At 59.1% G+C, this 23812-nt stretch carries 22 protein-coding genes and 4 pseudogenes; 5 read left to right on the forward strand and 21 right to left on the reverse strand.

Annotated features, from left to right (window positions below; translation table 11 throughout):
* Together NKH43_RS25185 and NKH43_RS25190 are read right to left on the reverse strand one after the other, a co-directional pair.
* Positions 1 to 482 (reverse strand): calcium-binding protein (locus NKH43_RS25185; protein WP_502906508.1); only part of this gene is annotated, 482 nt, incomplete at its 3' end.
* Between the two features lie 464 nt (positions 483 to 946).
* A complete protein-coding gene (locus NKH43_RS25190; protein ID WP_023678271.1) occupies positions 947 to 1156 on the reverse strand; it encodes a hypothetical protein in 210 nt (69 codons plus the stop codon).
* A gap of 32 nt (positions 1157 to 1188) precedes the next feature.
* Between NKH43_RS25190 and NKH43_RS25195 the strand changes: the two are divergent.
* Positions 1189 to 1347: pseudogene (locus NKH43_RS25195) on the forward strand (IS66 family transposase); the annotation flags it as partial.
* Between the two features lie 29 nt (positions 1348 to 1376).
* Here NKH43_RS25195 and NKH43_RS25200 read toward each other — a convergent pair.
* The 9 genes and pseudogenes from NKH43_RS25200 to NKH43_RS25240 all read right to left on the reverse strand — a co-directional run.
* A pseudogene (locus NKH43_RS25200) lies at positions 1377 to 1579 on the reverse strand (IS21 family transposase); the annotation flags it as partial.
* Between the two features lie 21 nt (positions 1580 to 1600).
* Positions 1601 to 2563 (reverse strand): LysR family transcriptional regulator, encoded by a 963-nt coding sequence (locus NKH43_RS25205; protein WP_023678269.1) that lies wholly within the window; start codon positions 2561 to 2563, stop codon positions 1601 to 1603.
* Between the two features lie 67 nt (positions 2564 to 2630).
* Positions 2631 to 3419, reverse strand: a complete 789-nt coding sequence (locus NKH43_RS25210; protein ID WP_352450738.1) for an ABC transporter permease — start codon at positions 3417 to 3419, stop codon at positions 2631 to 2633.
* Positions 3420 to 3422: 3 nt separating this feature from the next.
* On the reverse strand, positions 3423 to 4334 hold the full coding sequence (gene nodI / locus NKH43_RS25215) for a nodulation factor ABC transporter ATP-binding protein NodI (protein WP_352466668.1): 912 nt from the start codon (positions 4332 to 4334) through the stop codon (positions 3423 to 3425).
* A 38-nt stretch (positions 4335 to 4372) separates the two neighbouring features.
* Positions 4373 to 4621 (reverse strand): annotated as a pseudogene (locus NKH43_RS25220) (carbamoyltransferase N-terminal domain-containing protein); the annotation flags it as partial.
* Positions 4622 to 4656: 35 nt separating this feature from the next.
* Positions 4657 to 5253 carry a nodulation methyltransferase NodS gene (nodS, locus tag NKH43_RS25225; protein ID WP_352450799.1) on the reverse strand — a complete coding sequence of 199 codons (597 nt, stop codon included), beginning with the start codon at positions 5251 to 5253 and terminating at the stop codon, positions 4657 to 4659.
* 48 nt (positions 5254 to 5301) lie between these two features.
* Positions 5302 to 6660 carry a chitooligosaccharide synthase NodC gene (gene nodC / locus NKH43_RS25230; RefSeq protein ID WP_352571047.1) on the reverse strand — a complete coding sequence of 453 codons (1359 nt, stop codon included), beginning with the start codon at positions 6658 to 6660 and terminating at the stop codon, positions 5302 to 5304.
* Between the two features lie 14 nt (positions 6661 to 6674).
* Positions 6675 to 7334 (reverse strand): chitooligosaccharide deacetylase NodB, encoded by a 660-nt coding sequence (nodB, locus tag NKH43_RS25235; RefSeq protein WP_023678263.1) that lies wholly within the window; start codon positions 7332 to 7334, stop codon positions 6675 to 6677.
* Positions 7331 to 7924, reverse strand: a complete 594-nt coding sequence (locus NKH43_RS25240; RefSeq protein ID WP_023678262.1) for a NodA family N-acyltransferase — start codon at positions 7922 to 7924, stop codon at positions 7331 to 7333. The genes nodB and NKH43_RS25240 overlap by 4 nt, the downstream gene beginning before the upstream one ends.
* Positions 7925 to 8194: 270 nt before the next feature.
* Between NKH43_RS25240 and NKH43_RS25245 the strand changes: the two genes are divergently transcribed.
* On the forward strand, positions 8195 to 9217 hold the full coding sequence (locus NKH43_RS25245; RefSeq protein WP_352639926.1) for a LysR family transcriptional regulator: 1023 nt from the start codon (positions 8195 to 8197) through the stop codon (positions 9215 to 9217).
* Between the two features lie 93 nt (positions 9218 to 9310).
* On the opposite strand, the pseudogene NKH43_RS35365 reads toward NKH43_RS25245, so the two are convergent.
* The 4 genes and pseudogenes from NKH43_RS35365 to NKH43_RS25260 form a co-directional block, all read right to left on the reverse strand.
* Positions 9311 to 9555 (reverse strand): annotated as a pseudogene (locus NKH43_RS35365) (IS1634 family transposase); the annotation flags it as partial.
* A 414-nt stretch (positions 9556 to 9969) separates the two neighbouring features.
* Complete coding sequence (locus NKH43_RS25250; RefSeq protein WP_352860317.1) at positions 9970 to 11001, reverse strand: LacI family DNA-binding transcriptional regulator; 1032 nt, start codon at positions 10999 to 11001, stop codon at positions 9970 to 9972.
* Between the two features lie 302 nt (positions 11002 to 11303).
* Complete coding sequence (locus NKH43_RS25255) at positions 11304 to 12632, reverse strand: dicarboxylate/amino acid:cation symporter (RefSeq protein ID WP_023678259.1); 1329 nt, start codon at positions 12630 to 12632, stop codon at positions 11304 to 11306.
* A 50-nt stretch (positions 12633 to 12682) separates the two neighbouring features.
* Positions 12683 to 12892 carry a hypothetical protein gene (locus NKH43_RS25260; RefSeq protein ID WP_352860319.1) on the reverse strand — a complete coding sequence of 70 codons (210 nt, stop codon included), beginning with the start codon at positions 12890 to 12892 and terminating at the stop codon, positions 12683 to 12685.
* A gap of 734 nt (positions 12893 to 13626) precedes the next feature.
* Between NKH43_RS25260 and nifA the strand changes: the two genes are divergently transcribed.
* The 3 genes from nifA to NKH43_RS25275 all read left to right on the forward strand — a co-directional run bounded on the left by nifA (position 13627) and on the right by NKH43_RS25275 (position 17905).
* The gene (gene nifA / locus NKH43_RS25265) at positions 13627 to 15399 is read left to right on the forward strand and encodes a nif-specific transcriptional activator NifA (RefSeq protein ID WP_352860321.1); all 1773 of its coding nucleotides are present in this window, start codon (positions 13627 to 13629) and stop codon (positions 15397 to 15399) included.
* A 236-nt stretch (positions 15400 to 15635) separates the two neighbouring features.
* Positions 15636 to 16775 (forward strand): histidinol-phosphate transaminase, encoded by a 1140-nt coding sequence (gene hisC / locus NKH43_RS25270; protein ID WP_352860322.1) that lies wholly within the window; start codon positions 15636 to 15638, stop codon positions 16773 to 16775.
* Between the two features lie 89 nt (positions 16776 to 16864).
* The gene (locus NKH43_RS25275; RefSeq protein ID WP_352860324.1) at positions 16865 to 17905 is read left to right on the forward strand and encodes an LLM class flavin-dependent oxidoreductase; all 1041 of its coding nucleotides are present in this window, start codon (positions 16865 to 16867) and stop codon (positions 17903 to 17905) included.
* A 245-nt stretch (positions 17906 to 18150) separates the two neighbouring features.
* Here NKH43_RS25275 and NKH43_RS25280 read toward each other — a convergent pair whose 3' ends face one another.
* The 6 genes from NKH43_RS25280 to NKH43_RS25305 all read right to left on the reverse strand — a co-directional run bounded on the left by NKH43_RS25280 (position 18151) and on the right by NKH43_RS25305 (position 23811).
* Positions 18151 to 18354 (reverse strand): hypothetical protein, encoded by a 204-nt coding sequence (locus NKH43_RS25280; RefSeq protein ID WP_352860326.1) that lies wholly within the window; start codon positions 18352 to 18354, stop codon positions 18151 to 18153.
* Positions 18355 to 18502: 148 nt separating this feature from the next.
* The gene (locus NKH43_RS25285; RefSeq protein ID WP_352860328.1) at positions 18503 to 20398 is read right to left on the reverse strand and encodes an ABC transporter ATP-binding protein; all 1896 of its coding nucleotides are present in this window, start codon (positions 20396 to 20398) and stop codon (positions 18503 to 18505) included.
* On the reverse strand, positions 20398 to 22266 hold the full coding sequence (locus NKH43_RS25290; RefSeq protein WP_352860330.1) for an ABC transporter ATP-binding protein: 1869 nt from the start codon (positions 22264 to 22266) through the stop codon (positions 20398 to 20400). Before NKH43_RS25290 ends, NKH43_RS25285 begins: the two co-directional genes overlap by 1 nt.
* Positions 22267 to 22339: 73 nt before the next feature.
* Complete coding sequence (locus NKH43_RS25295; protein WP_352860332.1) at positions 22340 to 23245, reverse strand: SIR2 family NAD-dependent protein deacylase; 906 nt, start codon at positions 23243 to 23245, stop codon at positions 22340 to 22342.
* Positions 23246 to 23281: 36 nt separating this feature from the next.
* Positions 23282 to 23494, reverse strand: a complete 213-nt coding sequence (gene nifT / locus NKH43_RS25300) for a putative nitrogen fixation protein NifT (protein ID WP_352623411.1) — start codon at positions 23492 to 23494, stop codon at positions 23282 to 23284.
* Positions 23491 to 23811, reverse strand: coding sequence for a nitrogen fixation protein NifZ (locus tag NKH43_RS25305; protein WP_031256099.1), 321 nt, complete (start codon positions 23809 to 23811; stop codon positions 23491 to 23493). The genes nifT and NKH43_RS25305 overlap by 4 nt, the downstream gene beginning before the upstream one ends.
* Between the last annotated feature and the right edge of the window lies 1 nt (position 23812).

The raw sequence follows: 23812 nt of genomic DNA on the forward strand, positions 1-23812 counted from the left end.
CCAAAACCGTCGTTGTAGAGGCCCACCGCATCGAAGGCGAACTTGTCCTCCGCCGGGTTGAAATCGGTGATAGTGGAAATGTCCGGCTTCGACCCGACACTCGGGACGACCCCAGGCACCGGATTGTGGAACTGGAACACGAACGTGTCACTGTCGGTGCCCCCGGTCAACGTGTCCTGGCCGTCACCCACGTAGACGACATCCTGGCCGGGACCGCCGCTGAGCCTGTCATTGTCCTCACCGGAGATGCGCGCGTTGAAGCGGCCGTTGTCGCCGGAGAGATCGTCCCAGCCATCTCCGCCGAAGATGCGGTCGTTACCCTCGCCGCCGAGGGCTCGGTCACTGCCCGCGCCAGCCGAGATCTCGTCGTTGCCGCCACGACCGTCAATCCAGTCATTGCCCCCGAAACCCTCCATCCAATCTTCAAGCTTGGTGCCGAGGAGTGTTTCGGAACCCGGGCCACCCTCGATAATGTTTGCCATCGAAAATACTCCTAATGATGCACCCTGCCTGACGCGTTTCATATTCCTCATCGGATAATTAGAGAAATCGATTGCTTGGATAGACACACATTTACGAAATGGATGCACTCACGTTCACTTCCTTCTGCTGAGCAGTTGCGGGCTCGCAGGCGGCGGGGACGCTGGTCGCCGATGCAATCGATGAAGATTCGACACTCAAACCGGGACTAGACTAGGACGAACTTCGTAACGGGGCCGTCCTGGTTGGGCCCCAAACTTCTCTCTGTTTGCTCGACGCCGGCATACCCGCACCGTGAGCGCTGGACGAGGACAAGTTCCGCTGGCGGAGAACGGCGTGATCGGCTTGCCGCGCCGAAACTGATGGCGCTCGTCGAAGGCATGGACTGGACGCGCGTTCGAGCCGAACGGCGACGGCGTCCGGCCGGAAGGCGGTGGCGAAGTGACTCAGGCGCAAAAGGCGGGCTTCAGGCCGTGTAAAACAAGCTCCTGTCGGCGTCATGACGAGAAGCGCTTCGGCCCGTCCCCACGAAATCGATCCGCTCAAGGCGATGTTCGTCGCCATGGCGGCGGAGAAGGCCGAACTGCAACAACTCCGGAGCGAAACACTCAAGGCCGAGATCGTCCGGATGGCGACACTCAACGAGCGTGCCCAGGAGAGGATCGCCGACCTTCATGGGATCGTCAAGCAGCTGGAGCGCGCCGCTTCGGTCGCAGCTCCGAGAAGCTCGAACGTGCCCAGCAGGCCTTCGCCTTCGAAATCCAGACCGGGCTCGGCGCGATTGAGTCCGAGCTCGAGGCCGCAAGACCGACAGGCGAGCCGCGACGTGCTGCGCGACCGCGCAAGGCGTTCCCGGCGCATCTGGAGCGGGTCGAGATCGTCATCCAGCCCGAGCCATGGGGGAAGAAGCGCTCCCGCAGCCAATCGTCCAGTCCGTCAAACGCGGTCGGCCGCACAGGCTTGCGAAACGGAACAGTCCCGCCCTCGCTTAGATACCGAGGCACCGTGTTGCGAGCGCACCCGAATTCGTTCGCCCGTCGGTTCCCCAGCCAAGCTCATGCAGCGGCAGCATCGCTGCCACCTCTTCAGGCTGAAGGATCTGCTCTCCCTTTGCCTCCTCTCATAACCGAGGGGTCGTCGGCCGACAACTGAGACGTCCGGTGCTCTTAGGCGGGGTAATCATACGAGATGCCTCCTGCAACATCATTTCCCGCATCCATAGGCTTGCCGGATCATTATTGTGAAGCGCAGGCCATTGGACGGCCTCCGTGAATGCGGCAGGAAGTGGCGGCGGAAGTTCGACAATCCGCAGGGGTGTTAATTTTGCGAAATGCTGCGCCAGCCGTAAGGGCATTGTCCCGATGCGGTTGGTGCCTGATAGAAGGGGCGGGATCATGCTAAAGCCCTGTACGACGACCTCGATACGTCTCTCGAAACCGTTCTCGAGCAAATACCATTCCTCGATGGAGGGCTGCCGGGTGTCCCCGAATTTAAGCACAACCTGCCCCATCGATAAGTATCGGTCGAATGTAAGTGGCTCTGACAGCTGCTTGTTCGTGCCGCAGCCTACGCATACGAGTATATCTTCGAACAGGGCTGCGCGAGGATGTTTCGACATGAACACTTCCGGCATAATCAGAAAATCAACGTCGCCGCGCCGGAGAAGCTCCTCGGGGTCGTCGGAAATAAGCAGACATTCGAAGCGGACGGCGGGAGCTTCCCGCGCAGCACGCTTTACGATCTTCTTAAAAAATACGAGTGTGAGGTAATCGGAAAGGATGATGCGGAAGCGACGATCCGATCGGGCCGGGTTAAAGGCGTCCCAGGAAATAATCGACAGCTGGATGTGCAGCAATGCCTCCCGGACTGCTGTGGCGAGCCCCTCCGCGCGCGGTGTCAAAATGAGTTCGCGGCCGTTCATCGTAAATAGCTCATCGCTGAAATAGGCGCGTAACCGACCGACGGCGGCGCTCATGGCCGGCTGACTCAGGTTAATACTGCGGGCCGCGGCGGTGACTTTACGCTCCCTGATCAAAGCGTCCAGCACAACGAGGAGATTTAGATCGAGTCCCTTAAAACGCATGTATTGACCTATCCGACGCGTGGATGGGTATCGCCCAAAGAATCAATTTTACGAATGGTGAGTAGCGTCAACGCATCAGCCGACGACGAAATAGAGCAACCGATAGGAAGAACGGCAAAACCGTGTATATGCAAAGCGCGCCGATATGCAGGCCCATGCTGCCGGCCGGACGGCCAAGCATCGCCGGACGAATGAGGTCAATTGCATGTGCGAGCGGCAACAAGGAGGCGACGTCCTGAAAAGCGCCGGGCAATTGGTTGACCGGAAACATCGCGCCGCAAAGGAACAGCATGGGTGTTATAACAAGCGTATTATAGAATATGAAATATTCATAACTGGGCGCAAGCGCCGTGACGACCATCGCTAGACTCGCGAAGGCGAGGCCACTGAGAGCGATGACTGGCAGCAAGCAGAGGATGGATGGCCACGATGTGTAGCCGAGCGTGGTGGCAACAATAGTGATTGCTGTGCCCGCCATCAGGGCCTTGGTGGCTGCCCACGCCAATTCGCCGAGTAAGATATCGCCGAGCGTCAGCTGAGTGCATAGCATTCCTTCCCAGGTGCGCTGGTTGTCCATGCGGCCGAAACTCCCGTAAACCGTTTCAGCAGTCGCCGATGCCATCGCGCTTGTGGCAACCATGCCAGCCGCGAGAAACGCAATGTACGAAGTGCCCTCAACAGGACCTATCATTGTTCCGATGCCAAAGCCGAGACCGAACAGATAGATCATCGGATCGGCGAGGTTGCCGAGAACCGATGCAAGCCCGATTTTCTTCCATCCAAGATAGTTGCGGCGCCAAACCGCGACCCAATTCCACGCATTGGCGGGCATGGCCGCCGCATAACGTTCGCCCATTGTTCAGTCCTCCATCTCGCGCCCGGTTAGCCGCAAGAACACATCCTCGAGATTGGGGGGACGCTGCAGAAGGCGCAGACCCGCGCGCCCGCGTAGCTGCACCAGCACCTGCTCCGGATCGGGTGCATAGCAAAAAAGCGTCTCACCGCTCACCTCGATGCGCTGTGCGTACGGCCGGATCAGCGCACCCAGTTCATGCGGATTGCCGCCGTAGACCTCGACCACGTCACAGCCGATCTGCTCGTCAATGAGTGCGGACGGGCGGCCTTCGGCGATCTTGCGCCCCTCCTCCATAACGCACAGCCGATCGCACAGCCGCTCGGCCTCTTCCATGAAATGGGTAGTCAAAAGAATAGTCTTGCCCCGCGCCAGCAGCGATCGCAGCCGTTCCCAGATCAGGTGGCGGGCCTGCGGATCGAGGCCGGTGGTCGGCTCGTCCATCACCAGCAAGTGCGGGTCATTGATCAGCGCACGCGCGAGCGTCAGGCGCCGCTTCATGCCGCCGGACAGTTCGGCGACGCGCGCATCCGCTTTGTTCTCGAGGCGGGCGAACTCAAGCAGCGACGGTATGACCGCTTCGATCTGGCGTCTGCTCATCCGGAAGTAGCGCCCGAACACCAACAGGTTCTCGCGTACAGTGAACGCGGTATCAAGATTGTCGAACTGCGGGACCACGCCGATGCGCATACGTGCCAAACGCGCGCGCGCCGGCACTGGAGCGCCGAGCACAGTAATCTTCCCCGCATCAGGCGATGTCATGCCGAGGACCATACGCGCAATCGTGCTTTTGCCCGCGCCGTTCGGTCCCAAGAGCCCGAAGCATTCCCCCGCCGTAACGCGGAACGACAGTCTGTCGACAACGAGCTTGTCATAAGTTTTGCTTACGTCAGTAAGATCGATCGTTACCGTGGACATGGGTTCATTTTACCGAGAGCGTCGCCACGACTGGCGGTTGCTGTTGCCTGCCGGACCTGAAACTGTGACTCGTCTTCGCCATCCCAGCCGTCGATAACGAACTGATCGACATCACAAGGATTTAGCCCCTGTTCCGCCAAAGCGGCGACAATTGCGTCGAGATTATCGATGGTTTGGTAACGCGGATTGTTGTGCCGCTTTTCCTGCTCTACGCAGAAGACGAGCCGTCCATCCTCGACAAGGGCGATCGCCCCATCATGGGTCAGCTTGGTACCACAGATGCGCATAGTGTCTCCACGTTAACGGCGATAGATTCGATTCATCAGGAAGCGGAAAGCGGGTTCCGGAAACGGACGAGCAAGCAGTCTTCGTTGACCGACTCGCCCCGACACTCAAGACGCTCTACCTCGATCAACGTTTCGTTCAGCATGGCGATGACCGGCTCAGCACCAGCGGCGTGACCCCAGCGACGGCAATTAGCATCCCTTGCCGATCCGAAGATCAGATGCCCGCCTGGCGCAAGCACCCGCACCAGGTTTTTGACGGCCGCGCGCATCTCGGCTATGTCTTCGAGGTAGTATAGGACCTCCGCCACAACGATCAGGTCAAACAACTCGTCGGTCGAAAACTGTTGAACATCGGAGACTATCCAGTTGATGCGCGACGGCTCCTTTATCCGTTGACGTGCTCGAGCAATCGCTTGCGCCACGACATCGATGACGGTGAGCCCTTGGCAGTAGGGGGCTAGTTTTTCCGTGAATGCGCCGGCAGCGCACCCGACTTCGAGGGCATTTGTAATGGAGCCTTGGGCAAGCGCCAGCTGGAGCATTTGCGTGTGGCGCTCCCGCTCGAACGGATTGCCGTCGAGGCGCCACGGATCGTCTGCGGCCAATTCCCGATCGAGCAACTGATGATTCATGTTCTGGGTCAAACTCGTCCACCTCTCGTCCACCTAGGTAATTAGCGATCACTCGTCGCCGCAAATGTTGCCCGAAAGCGCTAATCCCGAAGAATCCCGCCCAAGATTGAGCCTGCGAAGCGGAGCTGCATGCGGTGAGAATTCTGCCCTGCTTGATCCAGTGATCGGAGTTTGGGTGGGGGCCTGTTTTCCCCCAGTGTTCGATGTAGCGACAGCAGAGCTTCGCGACAGCCAATCGCTATTGCTCAATGTACACAGCGCGTAGGCCTTTAAGGGAAGTAAGAGAAAGATGTTGATGAACGTGTGCAGGGAAAAGCCCAGAAATCGAAACTGTCGAGCACGAAATGCTACCACGCTGCATCGGACTATGGTCATGGACACAATCATCAGGCCCGTCCACCAAGGCACAGTGCCTGTCAGTGCGAAATGTGCGAGGCCCGTTAGTACCGATAGGGCGAGGAGTAGCGCCCCGAGATTCTGTCCGACCACGTCCAACGTGAGATAGCTATTGAGGCCGGGCAGCAAGCGCAGCCCAAGCAGCGTGTCCCGGAATGTGCTTCGTGCCCAACGGAGTTGTTGGCGCAGATACGGTCCGAGTCTGTTCGGAACGACTGTGGCCGCGATGGCGCTCGGAACGTACTCGGTTCGAAAGCCTGCTTTCAGCATGAGGATAGTGAGATGGCGATCCTCACCGAAGTCGCTTGGCTTGCCCCGAAAAAATTGCGACTCGTACTGGTCCAGTAACAAAAGGAGCGCAGACCGGCGGTACATGGCACATGGGCCGCAACAGCACATAACGGCACCGAAGCGAGCCTGTGCCGCGCGCTCCTCGTTGCAAGCCAGCCAGTACTCCATGTCTATCAGCCTGGTCAGCCAGCTCTCGCTCCGGTTACTGGCCGTCAACTGACCCATGACTGCGCCGACCGCTGGATCTCGCATCTTCGGTACAAGCTTGGTAATGACGTCGGACGCGAGTATCGTGTCTGAATCAACGTTAAGCACCAAATCCCCGGATGAGCGGCGTATCGCGGCGATCTGTGCCTTGCGCTTTCCAACATTCTCGGGAAGCAAAATGATGTCGAACCTAGGGTCGCGCGCGTAGGTTTCGTGGACAGTTCCTACGGCTTCGCGATTTCCAGAACCGTCATCAACCACATAGACCCGAAGTCTTCCGGCGTATTCTTGGTCTGCAATGGAAGCCAGGCACTCTGAAAGCGTGCGCGGATCCTCGTTGAAGCAGGGGACGATGACATCCACGCTGGGCAGTTGATCGGAGCCGACGAGATCCTCCAACGCCGATGAGTCGTTTGTCGGCAGAGCATAAATCCCCTGCATGCTCTTATAAGTAGTCGAGAGCAGTGCATAAAGCGAAATGGCCACAGTGCTGGTTGTACCAAGAAGAGTCATGGGATCTCGTTTGTTCAGTGATGTTGAGGAAGTGAGCGGATTACAAATCCGCGCTCATGAAGTGCTGGAATCAGACGGGACAGCGCCGTGACCGTCTGGTCGCGCAGACCGGCGTGAGCGCCCTGGCTCAACTCGCCGGGAGGGCATCCGTCGTGCAAGAGTACGATTGCGCCCGGCCGGACAGAGGCGAGCACGGTATCGATAATCGCGTCGACCCCAGGGCGAGACCAATCTCGAGGGTCGACGGACCAATGGAGGGCCGTCAGCCCGGCGATCTGTGACGCTGTGAAGACTTCTTCGCTCCAGGCGCCGTAGGGCGCGCGAATATAGCGCACCGAGGCCTGAGGGCACGCCCTCATGATGGCGCCGTTCGCTTCAAAGATCTCACGTTGCACTTCGCCGAAGCCGCATTTGTACGGATCCGGATGAGTCATCGTGTGGTTGCCTAGCTCGTGCCCTTCTGCAAACATTCGTTGGATTAGATCCGGGTGCTCTAAGGCGTAGGCGCCGATGACGAAGAAAGTCGCCGGCACCCGCTGCTCTGCCAACACATCCAGAATCTCCGGTGTGAAAAGTGGATTGGGACCGTCGTCGAACGTCAGATAAACGCTGCGACGGCCGGTGCCGTCAGAGCACTCACGGCGCACTTCGTATAAGCAATCGGGACGGCTCATAGCTCTGGTCCGTTCCGATCGATCATCGCGCCGGTGGGCCATTCGCTGATCGGTCGTCCAACTGGCAGAACAATGACGAGTGCGTCATCGATGCGTGTGGGCGGCAGGTCGAGGCGCGCCTCTGGTCGGGTGGAGCGCACACGAATTCCCGACAAAACAGCCAAAGGGCTGTATCGCCGCCCGAACCTCTCAACATGATTCCGCAGCGCGTCCCGGACGGTTCCGAAAGCGAATGGAACGCCAAGCTCCTGCAGTGTTGGAAGCATGACATGGATTGAATGGGCGATTCCGAGGCCCTCAAGATCCGGACGTACCCCGTACAGGCCCAGCTCAGCCACCAATAGATCGACCGCGTCAACCTTGACGAAACGGCGCAGTATGCCCATGTGGGCCGCTACACCGCTCGAATCATAGGCGATTACGCGGAGTTCAGGCCTGGCTCCGGCCCAGCTTCGACTACCTTCGAACGGTTCTGCGTTGCACGCCCCAGTCGGCCCATAGGTATTTCGAAAGAACTTGGCGAGCTCGACATGGTCGGAGAGCTGCAACTCATTTTCCCAGCACAACTTCCACTGCACCTGCGAGCGCATTCAGGATCTCTCTTTCTTATTGGTTTCTTGCGGGCCGCATTACCCGGCCAAAGCGGCGGCGTTGTTTGACTGCACTCAACCGTTGTCGTTAGCGAAGGTGAGCCAGCCGGTCGGGCTCGCAAATGAGCTCTCTCGATGTTCCCGCCCGTGTTGCGGCGCCGTCGATTTGAGCTTGACGTCGGTCATTTACGTTCCTCTAATGCATGGTTCGTAAATTCGTAAAATTGATTGTTTAGATGATACCCATCCACACGCTGGATAGATCAGGACATGCGTTTTAAGGGGCTGGATCTAAATCTCCTCGTTGTGCTGGACGCTCTGATCAGGGAACGTAAAGTCACCGCGGCGGCCCGGAGTATTAACCTGAGCCAGCCGGCCATGAGCGCCGCCGTCGCTCGGTTACGCGCCTATTTCAGCGATGAGCTATTTGCGATGAACGGCCGCGAGCTCATTTTGACACCGCGCGCGGAGGGGCTCGCCCCAGCAGTCCGGGACGCATTGCTGCACATCCAGCTATCGATTATTTCCTGGGACGCCTTTAACCCAGCCCAATCGGATCGTCTCTTCCGAATCATGCTTTCCGATTACCTCACGCTCGTATTTTTTAAGAAGATCGTAGAGCGTGCTGCGCGGGAAGCTCCCGCCGTCCGCTTCGAATGTCTGCCTATTTCCGACGACCCCGAGGAGCTTCTCCGGCGCGGCGACGTTCATTTTCTGATTATGCCGGAAGTGTTCATGTCGAAACATCCTCGCGCAGCCCTGTTCGAAGATATGCTCGTATGCGTAGGCTGCGGCACGAACAAGCAGCTGTCAGAGCCACTTACATTCGAGCGATACTTGTCCATGGGGCATGTTGTGCTCAGATTCAGGCACACCCGGCAGCCCACCATGGAGGAATGGTATTTGCTCGAGCACGGTTTCGAGAGACGTATCGAGGTCGTCGTACAGGGCTTTAGCATGATCCCGCCCGTTGTATCAGGCACCAACCGCATCGGGACCATGCCCTTACGGCTGGCGCAGCATTTCGCAAAAACAACACCCCTGCGGATTGTCGGACTTCCGCCGCCACTTCCTCATCCCGCATTCACGGAGGCCGTCCAATGGCCTGCGCTTCACAATACTGATCCGGCAAGCCTGTGGATGCGGGAAATGATGTTGCAGGAGGCATCTCGCCTGGCGCCTTTGCTTGAAACTATTGAGCGTCTCGGGCACGCCGGATCCGACCTTGCCGTTGTTGGTACCGAATTGACTGCCGCCTCCGATTTCGCGTGCGAAGTCCCAGAAGAGATTTAGCCCCACTTAAACACCGGCTGTAAGAATAATGTCATTAATCAGCATGTTAGGCGCGCGCCGGCGCGTGTTACCACTACCTTTTTGGGGGTGATCTCAGGCGAGTTGTTTGTCGAGGTGTGTCGCAGAGCGATGCCAGCTGCCTTCAAGACGTTGCCCACTTTTGCCGTGACGTGGTGGTGACGACGCGACCATCCTTTTCGATGGTGGCTCCTGGAGGCGGTCGCGGAGGAGCGGTTGCCATTCGGGGCAGAGCGGCGCAGTTCCTTGCTGAGTACGAGGGCCAGGAACGAGCAGAACACATGCCCGGTTGGTGCTGAGTTGACTGCCGCCTCCGATTTCGCGTGCGAAGTCCCAGAAGATGTTTAGCCCCACTCAAATGCCAACTTTGCCGGCCTTGCCGCGGCTTTTCACGCGCGGCCAGGCGAGGAGATGGCGGTCGACGAGGTCGATCCCCATGGACTGTGCCGGCCTCGCTCGGCTACTGGCGTGAGGCATCCTTGACGACACCGCCCTGCACCGACAACGTCGAGATGTTGGCAATGAAGCCGGTCGAGGTCGACGCTGCGGATGCAGGGAATTTACCTCGCGCTTCCGCCTGAACGCGCGGCCGATCCGTTCACTCAATCGGCGCTTTCATCCTGGGCCGCGGCTGAGGCCTGTGGGGTGCGGCTACCCCGCGTGGATCGGATCATCAATCAACTTTCTCTCATTTATGAAAGGAAACTCCCCGCTTACGATAGAATCCATCAGCTTCATATATTTTCCGGCAGATGGATGTCGAACGGCAGAAATGTCTGTCCTGGTGTTTCAGCAGTGCCGGTCTCGATAGCCCGCGTCATCAGCGTTATCAGCTCCAGGGAAAGCCGGCGCATTGGCGTGGCGACCGCCATCGTGATGATGTTATCTGCGAGTGCCGCCCGAGATTCCGGCGTGATTTCATTCACGATCGCGACGAGATCGCGACTTTTACCCTCTTCCCGGACCGCGGAGATGGCGCCCTCCATGCCGCCGCCGGCGACATAGAAGCCGACGAGCTCGGGTTCCCGCTGCATGAGATCAAGCGTTGCCTCGTAGGTGACCTGCCGTTTCTCCAGGTTCACAAGCGGATCGAGCACCTCGAACGTCGGCGCGTTCTCACGGCAATAGGAGCGAAAGCCGACGTCACGGAGCTCGTGCCCCTGGAAACGATGGCTGCCGACAAACACCGCCACCTTGCCGGGCCGTTTTGCGACCTTGGACACCATCCAAGCGGCCGTGCGCCCCACCTTGCGGTTGTTGAGGCCGATATAGCCCTGTCGCACGCCGGCGGCGAAGTCGGAAAGCAGCGAGAAAACCGGAATGCCTTTGGCCTTGAGGTCCTCAACCGCTGCTGTAATTTTCGGGTGGTCCGGTGCCACCATCGCGATCGCATGGCAGCGTGCGCCCAAATCCTTGAGCGGTGCGATTAGGTCGCTCGGCATATGTGACGGGGCGAATTGGATGAGCGGAATGCCGTGGAAGGACTGGGCCAAATTGACCGACGCTTCGACCTCGCGCGCAAAGTCTTGGTAGAAATGCTGGGCCGGTTTTCTCAAGATGAAGCCCAGACGGTAGCACGGTAGGTCTCGCCGCAAGCGCTGCTTGATGAGCCCGGCAGCATGATAGCCGATCGCGTGGGCGGCGTCGTGGACCCGCCGCGCGGTCTCCTCGCGCACCGGATGGCGGGCGTTCAGAACCCGATCGACCGTTGCTACGCTGACTCGGGCTTCGCGGGCGAGATCGGCAATTGTGGGGCGCTTGGTCATGGATCCTATTCTGATTGGTTTTTGACGCAGGCTGGCTCTCTGTCACCTAGCGCGATTCGACAATGGTTTCGGGTGGGCAAAGTGGAGACGCCCGCATACTGAATGATCGACAGCGTATTGGACTACTCCAGATGTAGACCGGCCGGGTATAACGGAAGGTTCATTCGCTTAGGGCGGCGATGATTTGCACTCACACATATTGCGCTTCTGATACATGGTCCGTGAGGCGCCGTTTAGAGCCTGCGAGTCGATCGTTCAGGTCATGTGACCAGCTTGGCGAAACCGGTCGCGGTGCGTCGACCTTACTCGGCGGAGGATAGCCGGTTTGATGCCTCGGCAAGCTGATGACCGCAGAAGGCGGCTTTCATCTGCGCTCGGTCCAATTCTCCTTCCCAGCGGGCAACGACGAGGGATGCCACTGCGTTGCCGACGCAATTCGTCAGCGCCCGGCATTCGGACATGAAGCGGTCGATGCCGAGTATCAGTGCCATCCCAGCAACGGGAACACTCGGAACTACGGCGAGCGTAGCAGCCAGGGTGATGAAGCCCGCACCTGTCACACCTGCAGCGCCCTTGGAGGAAAGCATCGCAACGAGCAGCAGCAGCACCTGATCGCCGATTGACAGATCCGTGTTCGTCGCCTGCGCGATGAAGAGGGCCGCCAGGGTCATGTAGATATTCGTGCCGTCCAGATTGAACGAATATCCGGCCGGGATGACGAGACCCACAACCGAACGTCTGGCGCCCGCCTTCTCCATCTTCTGCATGAGCGAGGGGAGCGCGGCCTCCGAGGAGGACGTTGCGAGGACAAGCAGCAGCTCTTCCTTGATGTAGCGAATAAGAGAACAGATCGAAAAGCCGTTGTAGCGGCAGACCGCGCCGAGAACCCCGAACACGAAGAGGAAGGCGGTGAAATAAAACGTCGCGACCAGCATCGCGAGGTTGACGACCGAACCGATGCCATATCTACCGATGGTGAAGGCCATTGCGCCGAAAGCGCCGATCGGCGCGGCTTTCATCAGAATGCCGACGAGCTTGAAGACAGGCGCGATGAGCGCCTGAAGGAAGGAAACGACAGGCTTGCCCGTCTCTCCGGCCATCGCGAGCGCCATGCCGAACAGAACCGAGAAGAACAGCACCTGCAGGATGTCGCCTTCCGCGAAGGCACCGACAATCGTTGGCGGGATGATGTTCATCAGGAAGCCGGTGACCGACTGCTCGTGGGCCTTTGCGGCATAGGTATTCACGGCCTGGACATCGAGCGAGGCCGGATCGATGTTGAGGCCGGCGCCAGGCTGGACGACATTGGCGACGATGAGGCCGACGATCAGCGCCAGCGTCGAGAAGGTGAGGAAATAGACCATTGCCTTGCCGGCGACCCGGCCGACCTTGTGAAGATCGTTCATGCCGGCAATGCCGGTCGCAATTGTCAGGAAGATGACAGGCGCGATGATCATCTTGACCAGCTTGATGAAGGCATCACCCAGCGGCTTCAGGCTCTCGCCGGTCCCCGGATAGAAATAGCCAATTGCGACGCCTAGGGCGATGGCGGCAAGCACCTGCGCGTAAAGCTTGGCATAGAAGGGTTTGCGGGGCGCGGGACTCGCGCCGCGGACTTGTGCAGCTGACACTGTTTCTCTCTCCCTGACCGGAGGTGGCGTGACTTCTCCCGGGCTTCTCCCTATCGCGGCGCTCCGGTCGAACGCTGCACCAACGCCGCCGCAATACCCATGCCAAATGGATCCGCATGACCTGAACTGACGTTGGGCTCGCCAATGATGGGATGAATGCGGTGGCACAAGACGCGAATGACAAGGCCGCCGTCCAGCACGCGCTTGATGTTCTCCGGCAGATTGCCGGTCGATCTCTCTGGCTTGCGGTTTTGCTGCACATCGTGGCGGGCTCCTCGGTTTGCCGACTTTGGGAAGGGCCGCATCGCTGGCACGAGGGCGCAGAATTGCCGTGTTCTTTGCCGCGCTCCCGCTGCAGCGACAGCTTGAAAGCGACGTCGAGACGTAGGGATTGACGCCGCTGGTGCTGACCGCGACGATGCGGTTCAGAAGTTCCGAGCACCGCCGAGAAAGCCGCGCTCGACCGCCATCTTCGCGCCTTCACACGCGACGCCGCCGCCTTATCTGCGTCATCAATATCGAGGAAATGGCGGTTGCCGCGACCGACCAGTGTCGTCGGCAGTGATTATCGCTCCCGCCCCTGGTTCGCAGGCGCTGGTGACTGGCACGGCCCGGCAACTCGGCGCGGTCAGCCGCTCGGGCACCGCATCGCCGGCGCCGTATTTCTGTCGGTCAACATCGCCGACAAAAATTAGAACTGATGAATTCTATCATAGGCCGCGAGGTTTCCTTTCACGAATGAAAGAAAGCTCGATTGACTATCCCGCCTCGCTCCAGTCTTTTGAAAATCAACGTGTGGTTGCCCCCGTGCAAGCCGAGAACGTGGCCAAGCTTCGTGGAGGGAGAGCCAAGCGATGCGTCAGAGGTCGACCCGCTTTGCACTCGACCACACGGCGGTGGCACGAGTTCACGTCAGAGCATTTTCGCGCTTGCCCGCGACGTCGCGGGCGCACATGCCGCCGGCATGATTTCATGGCGCGAGATCGAGGATCATATGCACCACAACATTCCCAAATCAGAACAAAATGCCAGCGAGTGCCGCATTTCGCTTCCGGATGCGAAAAGGGCTTACCCAAAGTCCGAGATGAACACCGCGGTCCCTTTTGTGCCATCGCACGAGCACGCGCTTACCGGCATCTTCGAAATATCGAAAGTACTCACCGACCCCGCCCGGCTCGAAGTCACGTTGGCCAAGGTCGTCGATCTCCTGCCCTCGTTTGTGCAGATGCGGCACGGCATCATCGCTCTCTTCGACGCTGACGGCGTACTGGACATCACCGTAGTCACCGGCTGCGACGAGAACAGCGACGAGCGCTCCCGGATGCGCCTGCCGCGCAAGGCAATCGATCTGATTGTGACGACGGACACGCCGCTCGTCGCCGAGAACATAGCGGTGCATTCGGCCTTCACTGCCGCTGACATAGAGGTGCTTGGGGCCTCCGACACCGTGTCCTTCATCGGCGTTCCCATTCGTGTTGATGGGAACGCCGTAGGCACACTGACTATCGACCGCGCCTTGGACAGCAGGTCAACGTATCGGCTCGATTATGATGTCCGGCTGCTCACCATGATAGCCAACATGGTGGGACAGACAGTCAAGTTGCACCGCTTCTCCGCGGGCAACCGCGAACGACCGACGGAGGTGGAAGATGGGCTGCAAACGCAATTCTCTGATGTCAAGCACCCTGCACCGCAGCGCAAGAAGGTTCACGTCAAGGGAATGATTGGCGATAGTCCGGCGCTAAGCGCGCTGCTCGAGAAGATCGCAGTTGTAGCTAAGGCAAAGACCACGGTTCTGTTGCGAGGCGAATCCGGTACCGGGAAGGAGCTGGTCGCCAAGGCAATTCACGAGTTGTCGCCGCGCGCCAAGCGGCCCTTCATCAAACTCAATTGTGCAGCGCTGCCAGAGACAGTCCTGGAATCCGAATTGTTCGGTCATGAGAAGGGTGCCTTCACAAGCGCGTTCAATTCCCGCAAGGGTCGCTTTGAGCTCGCCGACAAGGGGACGTTGTTTCTGGATGAGATCGGCGAGATCTCGGCCTCCTTCCAGGCAAAGCTACTGCGCGTGCTGCAGGAGCAGGAGTTTGAGCGCGTCGGCAGCAACCAGACCATCAAGGTCGACGTTCGCGTGATTGCCGCCACGAACAGGAACCTTGAAGAGGCCGTTGCAAGGAATGAGTTCCGCGCCGACCTATATTATCGCATCAACGTGGTTCCCTTGCTGGTGCCGGCGTTACGCCAAAGGCGCAGCGATATTCCGCTCCTCGCAGCTGAGTTTCTCAAGAATTTCAACGATGAGAACGGCCGTACGCTGACCTTCGACCCGCGTGCGATTGAAGTACTGATGAAATGTGAATTTCCCGGCAACATTCGCGAGCTTGAAAATTGCGTGCACCGGACCGCGATCCTGGCGGAGGGACTATCAATCGGGAGAAACGACTTTGCGTGCTCCCACGACCAATGCTTTGCCGAGGCGCTGCGGAAGAGCAGATCGGGCAAGGCCGCGCTGCAACCAGCGCCAATCCTGCCAGAGGCAGTGAATCCGGCCACGCCGCCGGATGCGGCCGCTCGTTCGGCCGCCACCACAGTCCCGCCTGCCGGCGCAACCCACTCATTGGGCGCGAGGACCACCGACGCCGAGCGCGTCATTGCTGCCATGGAAAGTTGTGGCTGGGTGCAGGCAAAGGCGGCGCGCCTGCTTGGACTGACCCCGCGCCAGATTGGCTACGTGCTGAGGAAATACGGCATCGAGATCAAGCGTCTGTGAAAGCATGACTCAGGCGGATTAGCTAAGACCGCTTAGCGGCTTGGCCCGCGCAGGGATGCAGATCCCGCGTCCGCGTCAAGTCGATCCGACCGAGGACAGCCTGGCCGAATTCCCGTGGCAGCCGGCGTTGCGACCATCTTGTGAAAGGCGACGCTGCCATCGTCAATCCGTCCGCCATGTTGCTCTCGTTGCGAGCTCATGCGGATGCCCCTATGCGACTGAAACGGAGATAAAATATGTCCGATGCAAAACTGCAAGCTGTGCTTTCGTCTCTTCCGCAAGGGACGCGACAGTTAGATGCTCTGCCGTCCAACGGACCAGCGCCGGACAAAAGTTTTGTCAAGCTGAATACGAATGAGAACCCGTTTCCGTTGCCGCCAATCATAATGCAAAGTGCAGTGGCGGCCCTCAATCGCCAGTACCTGTATCCGGACGACGATAACATCAGCTTGAGGGAAGCAGCGTCCAGTACCTATGGCGTATCCACGGATCAGGTCATCGCAGGCAACGGGTCGTCTGAACTGCTCGGACTCATCTACAGAGCTTTCCTCGCCCCTGGCGACAAGGTGGCGATGATATCGCCAGGGTTTTCGTTCAACCGCAAACTTGCCATGTTGCATGGTGCTGAGTTTCTCGAGATCGGATGTCAAACTCATTCGCTGCCAATGGAGCAATTGCTTTCCGGTCCGGCAAAAGACGCCAAGTTCATTCTGGTGGCCAATCCAAACAATCCGACCGGAACATTCCTCTCGATAAGCAATATCGAACGCCTCGTGGCACAATCGGATCGCCTGGTCGTCCTTGATGAGGCCTACGTCGACTTTGCACCCGATCACGGGCTGCGCCTCATCAACCGTTATTCGAACCTTCTGATCTTGAGAACATTTTCGAAGAGCTATGCCGCCGCCGGCATTCGCGTCGGTTTCGGTTTCGGTCACCCTGAGATTATTGGCAGGCTGCGCAACATCCAGAACGTCTTCAACATGAACGTGATCGGGCATGCGGTTGGTATCAGCGTGCTTGCGCATCGCGGCGCCTACGCAGAGAACCACAAGCACATCAGACATGAACGACAGCGAGTGACAGCCGCACTGTCGCAACTTGGATTTTCCGTAACGCCCTCCCACGCAAATTTCTTGCTAGCCCGTGTGCCAGCGGGACAGGACGGCTCATGGTGGCAAGCAGCCTTGGAAAGGCAAAAGATACTCGTTGCCTACTTTCCGGACAATGGTTTGGAACATTGCATCCGCGTCAGCATCGGCACAAAAGAGCAATTGGATGCATTTCTTGCTGCCGCTCGCGATATAGTTGGAAGCTTAAACATACCAAGCACCACGGGCAGGGGAGCGTCAGGCTCTGCTCGTTCGGTACGCTGACGCTAATCCGATATCACACATTGCTATCTTTAGACTTGCTTGGTCACCCAAGCACGACAACATTTTTCTTTAAAATCGGGGACAATCGAGTGACAAACGTCTTTCCTTCAAACCTAGCCTTCGGCATCTTCGATCATCTGGACGAGGACGGCCTCGATATCGCCCGGCAGTACGAAGATCGCCTGATATTAGCAGAGGCGTGCGATCAGCTAGGGTTCTATGCCTATCATCTCGCCGAGCACCACTGTACCCCCCATGGGAGAGGTCCATCGCCGAATCTGTTCTTATCGAGCGTCGCCCAGCGCACCCGGCGCCTGCGTCTCGGACCCTTGGTGATGCTGCTTGCGCTTTATCATCCACTGCGTGCGTTCGAAGAGATCTGTATGCTGGACCAGTTGAGCGGTGGCAGGCTCGAACTGGGCATAGGGCGCGGTGCTCTCCCGATCGAATTGGGTTACTTCGGGATTGGTGCGCACGCGGTGCCGGGCCGCTATGCGGAAGCCAGCGAAATTCTTGTTGAAATACTTGTTAATGCCATGAAGGTTGGCACGCTGTGCTATCAAGGCCGCCATTTTGAGCTCAATGACGTTCCTTTGACGCTAAGACCTCATCAGCGTCCACATCCGCCGACATGGGTCGCCGCCAATCGACCCGAGTCCGCAGCCTGGGCCGCTGCGAATGGAGCAAATATCGCGTGTGTAGGACCTTCCTCTTCTGTTCGCAAAACTACTGATGCGTTCCGCGCCTATCAAGAGGACAACGCTGGCGCGGGCGATCGAGCGCCATTTATTGGATTGCTCCGCATGGTCGTGGTTGGGCGTTGTGACACACATGCCTATTCGCTCGCGGCACCTGCTTACGAACGATGGCTCAAGAGCTTCCAATTCCTTTACGAGCTTAACGCTATCCCCACTCCACCCAACCTGCCGCTGACCTTCGATGCGGCAGTCGAGAGTGAATTGTGCGTGGTAGGATCAGCAGCGTCTGTGCGAGAAGCTCTGCTCAGTCAGTTGGAAGAGGCAGGTGCTAACTACCTTCTTTGTCAACTGGCATTTGGGAATCTGCCGCTAGATGCTTCCCTATACACCGCGACGACCATTCAATCCGAAATCATGGCTCGGCTTGGCTGACCATGAAATTCGCGGTCTGATCCGAAGGTAAATCGTTGTAACAGCGCTCCCTCACATTGCTCGAGCGTGCACGTGGTGGGGATTGGGAAATCGTAGGGAGGCCAAACTGACGACGAGCCGGCGGCACAGATTACCAGGTTTGTGCGTTGGCCGGCATCTGGGCACGGTGTGAGACTGCACGATCCTAAGGAGATGATGGCCGAGCGCGTCACGATGCCGGCACGCATCTGCTCGTCGCGCTCGCGCTAGTCGTTGCCCATAGCCCGCCGCAAGAGGTTCTTCTCGACCGGGCCGGCGCCGGTGGCGGCTCCCGCATCCAGCTTCATCAGCGGCTCGGCGGTAGCAAAGCCGTCACTCGCTACGGCGCTGTTGAGGGCGCGCTCGCGAGCGGCTTTGCTACGCCGAGCGACACCACCTGGAGCGAGTTCGCCCGATGTCGCGGCGTGCACCGCGGTCGGATAACGACGCTGGAGGAAATCGTTCGCAGCCGGTCTTCACGATCCGCGCGAGTGCTTTGCATGAATGCTGCCTGCTTCCTCGTCTGCGGTTCGCCGGCACGCCCGAAGTCAATGTCAGTACCACAAGGCCTCCAAGACGTCAGGTCTGGGAGCCGGCTTGTACGGTCGTATCGTGTTCTGGAATATCGTCAAAGGAGGCGTAGTTGAGATTGTAGAGTTTGGAATACAGGCCCCCCATGGCTATTAGCTGATCGTGGTTGCCAGTCGCAATACCTTGGCCATTCTGAAGCACGATGATGCGGTCGGCACCCCGGATCGTGGCAAGACGGTGGGCGATGACGAGGCCAGTGCGCCCTTCAAGCAGCTTTATCAGAGCCTTCTGAATCTGCATTTCCGTGTAGCTGTCGATGTTGGCGGTAGCTTCGTCGAGCACGAGGATCTTGGCGTCGGCGACGAGGGCGCGGGCGAAACTGATAAGCTGGCGCTGGCCGAGAGATAAGTTGTCGCCGCGTTCGCCAAGTTGGGTCTCATACCCGTCGGCGAGGCTCATTATGAAGTCGTGGGCGCCGACCGCCTTGGCGGCCTCGATCACCTTGTCGCGCGTGGCTTCCGTCTTGTGGTATCGAATGTTCTCGAAGACCGTCCCGGTGAACAGGAACGGCTCCTGCAGCACCATGGCGACTTGGCGGCCGAGCGATTCCTGGGTGAGATCGCGCACATCATGTCCGCCGACCAGCACTTGGCCCTGCTGAACATCATAGAAGCGGTGGACCAGGGCCATCGCGCTCGATTTGCCAGAACCGCTCGGCCCGACCAGTGCGACCGTCTCGCCGGGATTGACCCGGAAGGAGACATTTTTCAGCACCGAACGGTTCGGATTGTAGCCGAAGGTGACGTCCCTGAACTCGACCGAGCCGTCCATTTCGGGCGAAAGCACCTCGGCATTGGGTTTGTCCTGAACATCGATCTTGACGTCGAGCACATCGGTCAGGCGCTTGCCTGAGGCCATGGCGCGCTGCATGACCGAATATTGCAGGGTGAGTGAGCGGATCGGGTCAAAGAAGCGCTGGATGTAAAATAGGTAGGCAACCAATACGCCCACATCTATGCGGCCATTCATGACCATCGAGCCGCCGACCACAATAACGCCGGCCATGGCGAGGCCGGTGAGGCCATCGACGATAGGCACCATGACCAGTGCATATTTGGCAGCGATCAGGTGGGTCCTGAGGTTGGCATGGGCCTTGTCGTCAAAAAGGATGAAATTCACCTGCTGGCGGTCCATTGACTGGACGGTGCGCACGCCGTGAATGGCTTCGGCCAGCGCGCCGTTGACGACGGAATTAGTCTCGTGTGCGGCCATGAAGGCGTCGCGGGCACGCGGCAGCCAGACAACGCGGACGATCACCAGGACCGGCAGAACCGAGAGCGTCAGGAGGCCGAGGCGGAAGTCGAGCCACAGCATTACGAAAACGATGCCGAAGAGAAGCGCAACATCGCCTACGGAATATACCGAGGTTTCGAGGAATTCCTGTATGGAGTTGACGTCGCCTTGCAGGCGCGACATGAGGCGTCCGACCTCGGTCTTGTCCATGAAGGAGAGCGAAACCTTCTGCAGATGGCCAAACATGGCGCGGCGGATGTCGAACAGGACAGTTTCGGCCACTTTCCCAACCACGGTTTCCTGCATGTAGCCGGCAGCGAAATTGACCAAAATCGCCAAAACGAACGCGCCGACGGCCGCGAGCTGGGCTGAGCGATCGGTCCTTGCCGGGTTCATGCCCTGGTCGAGCGCGTAGCGGATGATCAACGGGATGAGAAGCTGCGTCCCGGTGAAGATCAGCATTGCTGCAATCGTGATGACTACCCTGGCCCGATAGGGACGGACGAAAGCCCAGATGCGCCGGAGGATGCTCTTGTCGAAAGCCCGGCCGAACATCTCCTCCTCGATGCGGTGCGAGCCGACAACCGCGCGCGGAGGGCGTCTACCGTCGTCACGTTCGGCTTCGACTTCGCCGGCGCGGCCCTGCGCCATCAGCGGGCGCCCCCATACTGGGTCATATTGTCATTACCCGGGCGCGTCTGGAGATCGTAAAGGGCCCTGTAGCGTCCCCTCTTCGCCAAAAGCTCTTGATGCGTGCCGCGTTCTACGATTTCGCCGTTATCGACAAAAAGGATCTGATCGGCATGCACAAGCGCACTCAGCCGGTGCGCGATGATGATCGTCACCCGATCCTTGGCGAAGCGCCGCATCGCCGCGCGGATGCGCTGCTCGGTGCCGGCATCGATCGCGGCCGTTGAGTCGTCGAAAACGACGACGGAGGGGCGCAGCATCATGGTGCGAGCAATCGTGAGACGCTGGCGCTGGCCGCCAGAGAGAGAGACGCCGCGTTCGCCCACGACCGTCTCGTAGCCCGCTGGGAGCCCGAGGATGTAGTTGTGGAGCTGGGCGAATTCGCCAGCGCGTTCGATTCGCTGTCTCTTCGCCCAGGGATCGCCATAAGCGATGTTGTTCTCGATCGTAGTGGTGAATAGGAATGCATCCTGCTGTACGACGGCGACCGCCTTGCGAAGCGTCGCGAGGGTGACATTGCGTATGTCCTGGCCGTCCAGCGTGATGGCGCCACCGGTCACATCATAAAAGCGGGGGACCAGATGAGCTATCGTCGATTTGCCCGAACCCGGCGGACCGACGATCGCGATCGTCTCGCCTCTACGGGCCTCAAAGCTGACGTTCTTCAGAATGGCGCGGTTTTCGGCGCTGGGGTACGCAAACGAGACATTGTGGAAGCGCAGAGTGCCGTCGCTTATCTCGAGCGGTCTGGCCTCGAGAGCATCCCTGATTGTGATCTCCTGGTCGAGGAGACCGAAAAGCCGCGAACCGCAGCTAGAAGCGCGGGCAAAGGCATTGACCATGAGGCCGATCTGGCGGACTGGCATTTGCAGGATTGTCATGAAGGTCAGGAAGGTCGCCACCGTTCCGACGCTTATCTCGCCAGCGACGAGCTTGCTGCCACCGATCCAGAGCACCAATCCCATTGCGAAAAAGAAGGACAAGGTCATCGCCGACGTGCTGGGCACGTAGATGTCAACTCGGTCGTGGGCGAGGTCGAGCGCGTTCTTGGAAGCGCCGTCGAACTTCAGCATCTCATAGGCTTGAGCCGCAAAAGCGCGGACCACGCGGATGCCTGCGAGATTTTCCTCCATCACGCGGCTTAGTACTGAAAGCCGCTCATGCAGGTCGAGCCAGGTGGCGCGCAGCCTAAGCTGTGTGGCCGATGAGCGCCAGGCGACAAAAGGCACGAAGCTCAGCGCGACCAGGCCGAGCATGGGATCGGTCGAGATCATCATGTAGGCGCCGATCCCGATCAGCATGGTGAGCAGGAGCACGCGAACGAGCGCGGTGGAAAAATACATCCGCACGCCTTGGAGATCGAGCATTCCGATGGTGATCAGATCGCCTGAATGGACCCGGTCGTGAAAGGAAAAGCTGAGACGCTGGATCTTGTCGTAGTAGGCGAGCCGCAGTTCGTACGCGACATGATGCCCGACGGCTTCGGCAAAATAGTTTTGCGCCATCGTGAAAAGGCCGCGTAGCGCGCTGACGGCGAGCAGCAGGAGAGCCGGGGTCCAGAGCGCTTGTCCTGCCGCGGTCCCCGCGACACCGCCCCCGATGGCTGTCTGCGTCTGGTCGACAGCCCGGCCGAGAAGCTGGGGAATGAGCAACTGGAGGATTGCCGCCATGATCGTCGAGCCCATAGCGAAGGCGACCTGCCAGGGATGCCGCAAATTCATACGGGTGATGCGCAACAGCGTACTCAAATCCCGGCCCCAGCGCGCCGCTTCCACATGGGTCAACGAATTCAGAGCGTTCGTTGCGCTGCCGATAGCATCACTGCTCACGGGTGTATTCCCGACTGCATTTTGCGCCTTCGAGGCAAGCCGAAGGACCAATCATCAAAGGGGCCCGCCATTGTTAATCCTGTCCACCACCTGCAGCAGTGCGCGTTTCTATAAGCCGAGCCGCGGCTTCACTTACTGGCATGTCGATCACCGTGATTCCGCTTGCCGCAAGGAAACGCGCTTCGTTTCTGGTCAGCGTTTCCGCGTCCATTACCGCGCAATGTGGACCTCGGGAGCGCTTCATGATCTGCCTGGCGTAGGTGCGCAGCATCTGATCGTTGAAGCGGCAGCCAACGAAGAAAAATCCACGGGTGATGCGCCGTTCCTTCGCCACGTCTGGGATCGGTGTCTGGATATCGATTTCGGTCAGGACTTCGACATAGTCCGAATCTGCGACGAGAAAGTTTTGCGCCGGCCTAATACTCCCGTGAGGTGTATAGAGAACCGTCTTTGCCCCCGATCGGGGGTCGAGTTCCCTCCCGGACAAATCGTAGGTTTTCGTCCAAATGTTACCGATTTCGTTCGCCCGCGTGACGCCTTGTATCTCAACGACGTCCGTTCGGCCGGTCTCTACGAGAGCCGTGCGCATCGCGCCGTCGTACCAGCTGTCGACGATGAGGGAGAGCGGCAGCCTTGCGAGCCAGGCGTGGAGGAGGGTCGGCGCCACCGGCGCTGCGAATATGTCGGTCATCCAAGCTTGAAGCGTCCGGCGATGCCGGCGCTGTTCGATGAACTGCGCAACCGACCACATATTGGTGCGGATCCTGGAAGGGGCTGGCGCCCGCGCATTGAGTGCCGCGGCAACGAGCTCCGGCGTATGCGGCACAGGCGGTTCCGCACAGTTGAACCCAAGAAGACCCGGACCGAGATAGGGGATCACCTCATCGGCGGCGAGCGCTTCCTTCGCCAGGTCAAGCAGCTTTTCGGCAAAACTGTCCCGCACGATGACGAGGTGGCCCGATGTCAGGATCGTGTTCATGCTCGTTCCTCGCGACGCACCTATCAAGGGGCAGCATCAGTCCTCTTCGGAAATTTTCCTTGCCTCGACGGTGATCGGCAGACGCGTATCCCGTGGAAGATCGGGTAGGAGGAGCCGCCACCCGTTCCTGAGCGTCACAGTTCCGCCCCACAACTCTTCCTTCTCGAACTTGATGATCGGCTCTTCGAGGTCCTTCTTCGGGACATACGCCGACAAGCCAGCATCGGTCCTGCGGATCATGACTTTCATCTGGCCGTCCCTTCATTGGTATTGCTTTCAGCACTGCAGGGCGCCTCGGCTTTGTCGAGGCTCATCAGTTCACGCGCTCGCATGCCGACGACTGTGCCACGGTCGATCCATTCGACCGCATAGATGAAGAACTGCTGGAGAAAGGTGCCAATGTCGCGCACATATCCCTCGTCGCCCTTCCGCACGAGATTTTCGCCGATCTCCCTGCCAGGATAGGTGCCGTCATTCTTTATGTGGCGAGTGGCACGTACCCGCTCTCCCGGCATGAATCGTGGAGGCCTGCGGATTTCGACCTCCTCTTCGCGTCCGAGCGACATG

The sequence above is a fragment of the Mesorhizobium sp. M1163 genome (genome assembly GCF_040318415.1).
Lineage (GTDB): Bacteria > Pseudomonadota > Alphaproteobacteria > Rhizobiales > Rhizobiaceae > Mesorhizobium.